The organism is Candidatus Accumulibacter aalborgensis, from assembly GCF_900089955.1.
In the GTDB taxonomy this organism is placed as follows: domain Bacteria; phylum Pseudomonadota; class Gammaproteobacteria; order Burkholderiales; family Rhodocyclaceae; genus Accumulibacter; species Accumulibacter aalborgensis.
This window is the reverse complement of record NZ_FLQX01000035.1, coordinates 222,010-230,652: the sequence shown is the minus strand read 5'-3', so window position 1 is coordinate 230,652 and position 8,643 is coordinate 222,010. Positions and strand designations below refer to the sequence as shown.

At 60.8% G+C, this 8,643-nt stretch carries 7 protein-coding genes and 2 pseudogenes; 7 read left to right on the top strand and 2 right to left on the bottom strand.

Annotated elements, in window-relative coordinates; genetic code table 11:
* The 4 genes and pseudogenes from ACCAA_RS04190 to ACCAA_RS04175 form a co-directional block, all read left to right on the top strand.
* A pseudogene (locus ACCAA_RS04190) lies at window positions 1-839 on the top strand (hypothetical protein); the annotation flags it as partial.
* 11 nt (window positions 840-850) lie between these two features.
* Window positions 851-2,014: an ATP-binding protein gene (locus tag ACCAA_RS04185; protein WP_186405976.1), complete on the top strand. Its 1,164-nt coding sequence runs from the start codon at window positions 851-853 to the stop codon at window positions 2,012-2,014.
* Window positions 2,011-2,556, top strand: coding sequence for a hypothetical protein (locus tag ACCAA_RS04180; protein ID WP_186405975.1), 546 nt, complete (start codon window positions 2,011-2,013; stop codon window positions 2,554-2,556). Before ACCAA_RS04185 ends, ACCAA_RS04180 begins: the two co-directional genes overlap by 4 nt.
* Window positions 2,553-5,402 (top strand): annotated as a pseudogene (locus ACCAA_RS04175) (ATP-binding protein). The gene ACCAA_RS04180 and the pseudogene ACCAA_RS04175 overlap by 4 nt, the downstream one beginning before the upstream one ends.
* Here the strand turns inward: ACCAA_RS04175 and ACCAA_RS04170 are convergent.
* A complete protein-coding gene (locus ACCAA_RS04170; protein ID WP_186405974.1) occupies window positions 5,399-6,109 on the bottom strand; it encodes an SAM-dependent methyltransferase in 711 nt (236 codons plus the stop codon). The pseudogene ACCAA_RS04175 and the gene ACCAA_RS04170 sit on opposite strands and share 4 nt — an antisense overlap.
* Window positions 6,109-6,720 (bottom strand): Maf family protein, encoded by a 612-nt coding sequence (locus tag ACCAA_RS04165; protein ID WP_186405994.1) that lies wholly within the window; start codon window positions 6,718-6,720, stop codon window positions 6,109-6,111. Before ACCAA_RS04165 ends, ACCAA_RS04170 begins: the two co-directional genes overlap by 1 nt.
* A 155-nt stretch (window positions 6,721-6,875) precedes the next feature.
* Between ACCAA_RS04165 and ACCAA_RS04160 the strand changes: the two genes are divergently transcribed.
* From ACCAA_RS04160 to plsX, 3 genes are all read left to right on the top strand, one after another.
* Window positions 6,876-7,355, top strand: a complete 480-nt coding sequence (locus tag ACCAA_RS04160; RefSeq protein ID WP_245754418.1) for a YceD family protein — start codon at window positions 6,876-6,878, stop codon at window positions 7,353-7,355.
* 24 nt (window positions 7,356-7,379) lie between these two features.
* Window positions 7,380-7,559, top strand: coding sequence for a 50S ribosomal protein L32 (gene rpmF, locus ACCAA_RS04155; RefSeq protein WP_186405972.1), 180 nt, complete (start codon window positions 7,380-7,382; stop codon window positions 7,557-7,559).
* A 69-nt stretch (window positions 7,560-7,628) separates the two neighbouring features.
* Window positions 7,629-8,642: a phosphate acyltransferase PlsX gene (gene plsX, locus ACCAA_RS04150; RefSeq protein ID WP_186405971.1), complete on the top strand. Its 1,014-nt coding sequence runs from the start codon at window positions 7,629-7,631 to the stop codon at window positions 8,640-8,642.
* Window position 8,643 lies beyond the last annotated feature (1 nt).

Sequence of the window (8,643 nt, the reverse complement as noted above, 5' to 3'; positions counted from 1 at the left end):
CTCTCCCGCAAGACTTTCACCAAGCCCAGCACCGGGCCTTGGCCGGAATGATGATCAAGGCCTCTCTCGCATCCAGTATTGTCCTCGTCTGCCGACAACGACTAGCCGGCGCTCCCACGATTTCTCGCCGCGAGTTTCTTCGCGAGTTGAGGGAAGAACTGGCCGAGGCGGTAGATGTGATGATCGGCGGTGCAGAGGGCCTCTCGCCCGTTGCTCCGGTCGATCTGGCACAGGCAGTGATCGGCCCCGGCATGGCGATCTTCTCCAAGCATTCTGCCGTGCTCGAAGCCGACGGCAGCCCGATGACCGTCCATTCGGCGTTGATGGCCATCAACAGGATGCTGATCGAAGGTGGAGACGATTTCGACAGCGATACACACTTCTGCCTGAGTTGGTTCGACCAGATGGGCTGGGCCGCCGGCGAGTTCGGCCAGGCCGATGTGCTGGCCCGTGCCAAGGGCACAAGTGTTGAGCGTGTGCGTGATGCCGGCGTAGCAGAGGCTGGTGGCGGGAAAGTGCGGCTCCTGAAGCCCGCTGAATACCCCGTCGACTGGGACCCGAAAGAAGGCAACCGAACACCCGTATGGGAAGCCCTGCACCAGATGGTTCGCGCCTTGCAGTCGCAGAGCGAGTCGGCGGCTGGGGCGTTGCTGGCGCACATGCCGGAGCGGGCGGAACCCATTCGCAACCTGGCCTATCGCCTCTATACCTTGTGCGAGCGCAAGCGCTGGACCGATGAAGCACGCGGCTACAACGAACTCATCACTTCCTGGCTGGGCATCGAAGCCGCTTCGCATGAATCTGGCCACATCGGTTCGCAGGCGAAGCTGGATATTTGAGGAGCGAAACCATGCTCAATCAACTGCACATCAAGCATTTCACCGTTTTTCAGGATGCCCGTTTCGAGTTCGCACCCGGACTGAATGTCATCATCGGCGATAACGGCACCGGCAAGACCCATCTGTTGAAACTGGGCTACCTCTTTTGCCGCGCATGGCCGGATTTGATGGGCAGTCAAGCGAGTCTGGGCAAGAAGCGGGTCGAATCCTACCTGGAGGAACGGCTGGAACGGATTTTCCGCATCGGCAACCTCGCCAGTCTGGTCAGCCAAGGCCACAGGAACGGTGCTTCGATCGTCGCCGATGTCGGGGGCCACATTCCAACGCTTCAAATACGGATGCAGACCGAGCGGCCCTTTGCCTCACCTGGACTGCCAGAGGCAATGCCCTGGGAAATCCGCTTGAAGCGTCCGAAGGATCAAGCCGCCAGTATTGAGGTCGTGCAGGCACCTGGTCAGCAGAAAGGAAAATCACTGGATCTGGTTCAACTTCCCGAGAATGCCGCCAAAAATGCCTTTGTTCCACGACCCATTTTTGTTCCCAGCAAGGAAATCGTTTCGATGTTCAAGGGGCTGGTTGGCCTGTTCGAAAAATACCGCGACTTTCCGCTCGATGAGACCTATCGCGACCTGGCCGTCGCCTTGTCGTCACTCGAACCCAGGGAACCCTCGCCGCTGCTTTCGGGTGTGGTGCAGCGCATTCAGCAACTGCTAGGTGGCGAACTGAAACTGGAAGACAGCGATCTGGTGTTCGTGCAGGCCAGTGGCTCGCGGCTGGAATCTCAATTGCTTGCCGAGGGGCATCGCAAGCTGGCTCTACTGATCTACCTGATTCGTTACCGCCTGATCGAACGGGGCAGCTCGCTGTTCTGGGACGAGCCCGAAAGCAATCTCCACCCGGCGGCCATCCGATTGCTGGCCGAGGCCTTGTATGCCCTGGTGGGACAAGGCGTACAGGTCATCCTGGCGACGCACAGCCTGTTCCTGCTGCGCGAGTTCGAAATCCTGCAGCGCACGCCAGAATCCCCCCCACTGCCGATGAAGTATTTTGCCCTTGGACTCGGCAAGCACGGCGTGACCGTCAGCATGGGCGACGATAGTGCGGCAGTCGGCCCCTTGCTGCTGCTGGATGAAGACCTGACGCAGTCCGACCGATATTTCGAGACGCTGGAATGACCAGTGCTCCCCTTGCCGTGGAGGTCGACGGCCAGCGCTTCACCTTCGCCGACGGATGGCGGGTGCTCAAGTACGACGATTCCCGCTTTCATCGCAATCAGTTCCAGTCCTTCGCGGGCGGATCAAAAGCCGTCGATGCCGTCGCCCTTTCACCTGCAGGCGAGTGCTGGTTGATCGAGGTAAAGGATTACCGGAGGAATCGGCGCAGCAAGGCCGGCTCCGTGTTCTCGGAGGTCGCGGGCAAGGTGCGGGCGACGCTGGCTGGCCTGGCGACGGCGCGTCTTCAGGCCAATGACCCTGATGAGCGAGATTTTTGCCAACAAGCGATGCGTGCGAATGTTCTGCGTATCGCACTGCATCTGGACCAGCCGGACCATCCCTCACACCTGTTCAAGCAGATCATCGATCCACGAACGGCGGTGACGCAGTTGCGCCACGAACTGCACGCAGTCGATCCCCATGCGCTTTGCTACGGGACCGGTGTGGCGATCGCCCGTTTGCCCTGGCGGGTCGAACCCGCGCCAAAGAAAGAAAGGCAATGAGCTTGAAGCCCTGGCGTGAAATCGCCATTCCTCACGAGGATGTTCTGCGCGGCACTTTCCAGCAGGCCGAGTTTGCTGCGGACATTTCGCGTGTGCATGAGGGCATGGCGACGGCTGAGTATCAGAACCCCGCGCTCTTTTTCGAGCGCACCTTCATCACCGAAGGCATGCGGCTCTTGCTCGATTCGGTGGTCAAGCGGCTGACAGGACGCGGCGGCGATCCGGTGATCCAGTTGCAAACCGCTTTCGGCGGTGGTAAGACGCACACCATGCTGGCCGTCTATCATCTGGCCAAGGGCGATGCGCCGGCAAGCCAGTTGCAGGGTATTCCACCGATTCTCGACATGGCTGGTATCACCGAATTGCCGCAGGCGCGCATCGTGGTGATCGATGGCATCCGCTTATCGCCCAGCCAGCCACAGCCACGCGGCGGCGTGCTGGTGCATACCCTGTGGGGGGAGCTTGCGTGGCAGATTGGCGGGGAAGCTGCTTACGCTCGCGTCAAGGATTCTGATCTGTCGGGCACCTCGCCCGGCAAGGAAGTGCTGAGCCAGTTGATTGCCGATCATGCCCCGTCCGTGATCCTGATCGACGAACTGGTGGCCTACGTCCGTCAGTTCGAGGAGGGCAAGTCTTTTACCGGCGGCACCTACGACTCGAATCTCTCGTTCGTCCAGGCGCTGACCGAGGCGATGAAAGCGGTCTCCACTGCGGTATTGCTGGCCTCGTTGCCGGAATCCGACAAGGAAGCCGGCAGCCAGAAGGGGATCAACGCCCTGGCGGCACTCTCACATTATTTCGGCCGTGTGCAGGCGCTGTGGAAGCTGGTGGCCGCCGAGGAAGCCTTCGAGATCGTTCGCCGTCGCTTGTTTACCGCGATCAACGACCGGCTGGCCGCTGAAGCGGTGTGCCGGGCCTACGCCGATCTCTACACCGCTCACAGTGGTGAGTTCCCGGCCGAGACGCAGGACAGCCATTACTTCACGCGTTTGCAGCAGGCGTATCCGCTGCATCCCGAAGTGTTCGACCGGCTTTATGAAGACTGGTCGTCGCTCGATAACTTCCAACGCACGCGTGGCGTGTTGAAGCTGATGGCCAAAGTGATCCACCGGCTATGGAAGGACAACAACAACGACCTCCTGATCCAGCCGGCCAGCCTGCCGCTTTACGACGCGGACGTGCGCAATGAGTCAATCTACTACCTGGCGCAAGGCTGGGACCCCGTCGTCGAAAAGGACATCGACGGCGAGCGCGCGGCGACCACCGACCTCGATACGACGCGACCGATCTTTGGCGCCATTCACGCCTGCCGGCGATTGGCGCGCGCTATCTTTCTCGGCAGTGCGCCCGATGCCGGCAACGTCGGCGGCGCCAAGCATCATCGTGGGCTGGAACAGGAACGCCTGCTGCTGGCTTGCGCGCAACCAGGGCAGGTGCTTGGCCACTACAAGGATGCGCTGCGGGCCATCGTCGACAAACTGCAATACCTGAACAGCGCGAACAGCCGCTACTGGTTCGATACCCGCCCCAACCTGCGGCGCGAGATGGAGGACCGCAAACGCCGGTTCAACGACAAGGAGGATGTTTTTCCGTTCGTTCGCGACAAGCTGCGCTTCGCATCAGGCGTTTTCGGCGGTGTCCATGGGTTCACGAACAGTGGCGACGTTCCCGACGACTGGTCCTTGCGCCTCGTGTTATTGGCCCCCGATGCACCCTTCAGCCGCTCAGGGCAGACCGCTACGGCCGCCCTCACGCGAGCCAGCGAGATTCTGAAAAACCGTGGCGATCAGCCGCGTCAGAAACAGAACCGGCTGATCTTCATGGCCGCTGATATCGATACCGTCAGCCGCCTCAAGGACCAGGTGCGCTCGGTGCTGGCCTGGCAATCAATCGTTGCTGACGTGAAGGAAGGCCGGCTCAACCTCGATATGCTGCAAGGAAAACAGGCCAGCAAGAGCCTTGAAGAAGCCAGGGGCGGGCTTGATCGGATGGTTCGGGAAAGCTACAAATAGCTACTCGTGCCGATGCAGGTGGCCAAGCCGGGGAAAGGCATTTCCGACATCACGTGGGAACACTTCCAGATCAATCCGGCCACGATCAACCGGATGCAGGAGATTGAACAGATCTTGAAGGACAACGAACTGCTGATCGGCGATTGGGCACCGATTCATCTCTCGAAGCTGCTTAAAACATGGTTCTGGAAAGACGACACGCAGGCTGTTGGCGCACTGGACCTCTGGCACAAGACCTGTGCCTATCTCTACCTGCCTCGCCTTCTCGACTCCCAGGTCTTGCGGCAGACGCTGGCTGCCGGTGCCGTCTCGCGTGATTTCTTCGGCCTGGCTTATGGCCGAGATGGCGATCGTTATGTGGGTTTCCAATACGGCACAGCGACGACGCCTATCCTCGACGACTCACTTCTGCTCGTCGAACCCAAGGCAGCGGAAGCGTTCGACAAGGTGCTGCACGCCGAAGAAGAGGAGCGGAAAGCTGCGATCGCGATTCAGGTGGGCGGTCATGCTGTGCTGACGACAGGCACAAGCACAAGCACTCCGTCGCGCGGCATGGAAACGCCGGTTGGTCCCGGCTATAAACCAGAGCCGCCGAAGGCGGCCAAGCGGCGTTCGTTCTTTGGCACGGTAGAACTGAACCCGCTGCAGCCCAAGCCGCAATTCGGTGATGTCGTCGATGAGATCGTCATGCTACTCAACCGCTCTGATGTTCGCTTGACGATTTCTGTCGAGATTCAGGCGGAGTGTGAAAATGGTTTCGACGAGGGCGTCCAGCGAGCGGTGCGCGAAAACTGCAATCAGTTGAAGTTCAAGAATGGTGGATTTGAGGACTAGCCCTGCAGCAGGAATACCGTCGGGCGGCGGCTGATTTCGGGCAAGGGCTGGCGTTGCCATTCGGCAACCGGGCGGGTCCTGATCTGCTCGCTGTCCAGCGTGAGGTCGGTGGCCACACAGATACGCGTGTTGGGGGCGCAGGTCCTGAACAGCGATTCGAGCATCTGGCGGTTGCGGTAGGGCGTTTCGATGAAGATCTGCGTGCTTTGTTCCTGCCGCGATTGTTTCTCCAGTTCACGCAAGCGCTTTTCGCGTTCTTGAGTGGCGCTGGGCAGGTAGCCGTGGAACGTGAAGCACTGGCCGCCCAGCCCCGAGCCCATCAGGGCGAGCAGAATGGACGATGGGCCGACCAGCGGAATCACCTGGATAGCTTCCCGATGGGCCAAGGCAACCAGTGCCGCGCCAGGGTCGGCGACGGCTGGGCAGCCGGCCTCCGAGATCAGTCCGAGGTCTCTTCCTGCCAGTAGCGGGGCCAGCAGGCGCGGCAGTTCGCTGGCCGCTGTGTGGTCGTTGAGTTCGTGAATCTCGATCTCTTGCAGGGGCCAGTCAGAAGGAAGCGACTTGAGGAAAGCGCGCGCCGACTTCGCGTTTTCGGCGACGAAATTCCTCAGTCTCTGTGCGCAGGCGCGAACGGGTGCGGGCAGGACGGCTGCGGCCGGAGTTTGTCCGAGTGGAACGGGGATCAGATAGAGCCTGCCCTTGTTCATCAGTTGATGGCCGGATGAGCGGTCGGGGGCTGATCAAGAACCGCTACGTTCTCGAGCCGCAAAAGGTCGCAGAGCGCGATGAGGGGCAATCCGATCAGGGCGTTGGGGTCTTCGCCGTCGATCCGGGCGATTAGTGCAATTCCCAGCCCTTCTGATTTGGCACTGCCGGCGCAATTGTAGGGCTGCTCCCGGCGCAGATAATTCTCGATTTCATGGTCGGTCAGGTCCCGAAAAGTGACCACCGTTGGCACACCGCGCAGGTGGGCTCGGCCGGTTCTTGCGTCAAGGAGACAAAGTCCCGTGAAGAAGTTGACCTGGCGACCGCGCATCGACTGCAACTGGCGCAGCGCATTCTGGTGGGTCTCCGGTTTGCCAAAAACGTGTCCGTCAAGATAGGCCACCTGGTCGCTGCCGATGATCAGGGCGCCGGGATGGCTGTCGGCGACGGCGCGGGCCTTGGCCTGCGAAAGGCGCAGGGCGCTGGCTTCCGGTTTCTCGCCGGGCAGCGGTGCTTCGTCCACTGCCGGGTTGGCCGTCGCAAACGGCAGACCCAGTCGGGCCAGCAATTCACGTCGGAACGGGGAAGTCGAGGCAAGGACGAGTGGCGGCATGGGCATCAGGGAATTGATCCGAGCGTGGAGGGACAGGGAAGGGAGATGGAAGGGACAGCGAAAGGGGAAAAATCCGGAAACACCTGTTTTTCCCGCTTCACCGCTTTGACTTCAAAAGCCGAAAATAATATCATGCGCCCCTTATGTCGCGACGCGTGCTTATTGATAGTCTGGCTTTTGGACAAGAGGGCGGTTCGCTGCAAGGCGAGCTGCAGGTCGCCACGCTGACTCGCCTGCTTGATCTGCTGACCGCTTCTGCCGGCTGCCTGACCTATCGCCTCGAAGGTGGCGTCGGGAATCGCAACCGACCGCAGGTGCTGCTGCAGGTGGACGGAGTTCTGTCGCTGCGCTGCCAGCGTTGTCTGGAGGCGCTCGAGTACCGCCTCGACTTGCGTAGTCTGCTCGAGTTTGTCGACGGCGATGGAGACCTGACGCAGGAAGAACTGGAGGATGACTCCAGGGATTTTCTTCCCGCTCAGAAAGACCTTGATGTGGTCGCGCTGATCGAAGACGAGATCCTTCTCGCGCTTCCGACGGTACCGCGCCACGACGATTGCGTGCTACCCGGCGCGGCGCACGACGAGGCAATATTGTCGCCGTTTTCGGTTTTGGCCGGCCTTCAGAGCCGGTCTTGATGAGTTTGATTCTAGGAGTTTGTCATGGCTGTGCAACAGAACAAGAAATCCCCGTCCAAGCGTGGCATGCATCGTGCCCATGGTTTCCTGAGCAGCCAGCCGCTGGCCGTCGAGCCGACCACGGGCGAGGTTCACCTGCGCCATCACATCAGCCCGTCGGGCCATTATCGGGGCAAGAAGGTCGTCAAGAGTCCGGCCGAGTGATTCGACGGGAGTGGGCAGGCAGCTTCCCTTGCGGGTGAGTTGCCTGCCTTTCCTTTTGTCTGCCAACGGATGACAATTACCGTCGCCATCGACTGCATGGGCGGGGACCACGGTCCCCAGGTAACCGTGCCAGCCGCGCTGGATTTCGTGCGTGATCATGACGACGTTCGCGTCATTCTGGTCGGTCTTGCCGAGACCATTCGGCTTTTCCTGGGGGAGTCCGCTGACCAGCGAGTATCCGTACGTCATTCCACCGAGGTGGTCGCCATGGGCGAATCGCCGGCGCTCGCGCTACGTAGCAAGAAGGACTCTTCGATGCGCGTCGCGGTTAACCTGGTCAAGGAGGGCGTGGCGGATGCCTGTGTTTCGGCCGGCAATACCGGCGCGCTGATGGCCGTTTCCCGCTTCGTCCTCAAAATGTTGCCGGGGATCGATCGCCCGGCGATTTGCGCTGCCCTGCCGACGCTGACCGGGCACACCCACGTGCTGGACCTTGGCGCCAACGTCGATTGCGATCCCGAGCACCTGCTGCAGTTCGGCATCATGGGCGCTGCGCTGGTTTCGGCGATCGAGCACCGCGACCGACCGACGGTCGCCATCCTCAACATCGGCGAGGAAGCGATCAAGGGGAATGATGTGGTCAAGCGCGCGGCCGAACTGCTGTGGAACTCGGACCTGAATTTCATCGGCAATGTCGAGGGTGACGGCCTCTACAAGGGTGAGGCTGAAGTCATCGTCTGCGATGGTTTTGTCGGCAATGTGGCACTGAAGGCATCGGAAGGTCTGGCGCAACTGCTGGCCACTTTTCTGCGTCAGGAATTCAAACGCAATCTGTTCACCAGGCTGGTTGCTCTAGTCGCCATGCCGGTGCTCAAAAGGTTCAAGAGCCGTGTGGATCATCGGCAGTACAACGGCGCCAGCCTGCTCGGCCTGAGGGGTATCGTCGTCAAGAGCCACGGCTCGGCCGATGCCGTCGCCTTCGGCTGTGCGCTGCGGCGCGCCGCCGAAGAGGCCAGGAGTGGTGTTCTAGCGCGCATCAGCGAACGCGTGGCGCAAAGACAACCGATTCAGGAGACCGCTTAGT

Coding starts and splice junctions, on each gene's coding strand:
- ACCAA_RS04185 (WP_186405976.1), top strand. CDS start 851: ATGCTCAATCAACTGCACATCAAGCATTTCACCGTTTTTCAGGATGCC.
- ACCAA_RS04180 (WP_186405975.1), top strand. CDS start 2,011: ATGACCAGTGCTCCCCTTGCCGTGGAGGTCGACGGCCAGCGCTTCACC.
- ACCAA_RS04170 (WP_186405974.1), bottom strand. CDS start 6,109: ATGAACAAGGGCAGGCTCTATCTGATCCCCGTTCCACTCGGACAAACT.
- ACCAA_RS04165 (WP_186405994.1), bottom strand. CDS start 6,720: ATGCCGCCACTCGTCCTTGCCTCGACTTCCCCGTTCCGACGTGAATTG.
- rpmF (WP_186405972.1), top strand. CDS start 7,380: ATGGCTGTGCAACAGAACAAGAAATCCCCGTCCAAGCGTGGCATGCAT.
- plsX (WP_186405971.1), top strand. CDS start 7,629: ATGACAATTACCGTCGCCATCGACTGCATGGGCGGGGACCACGGTCCC.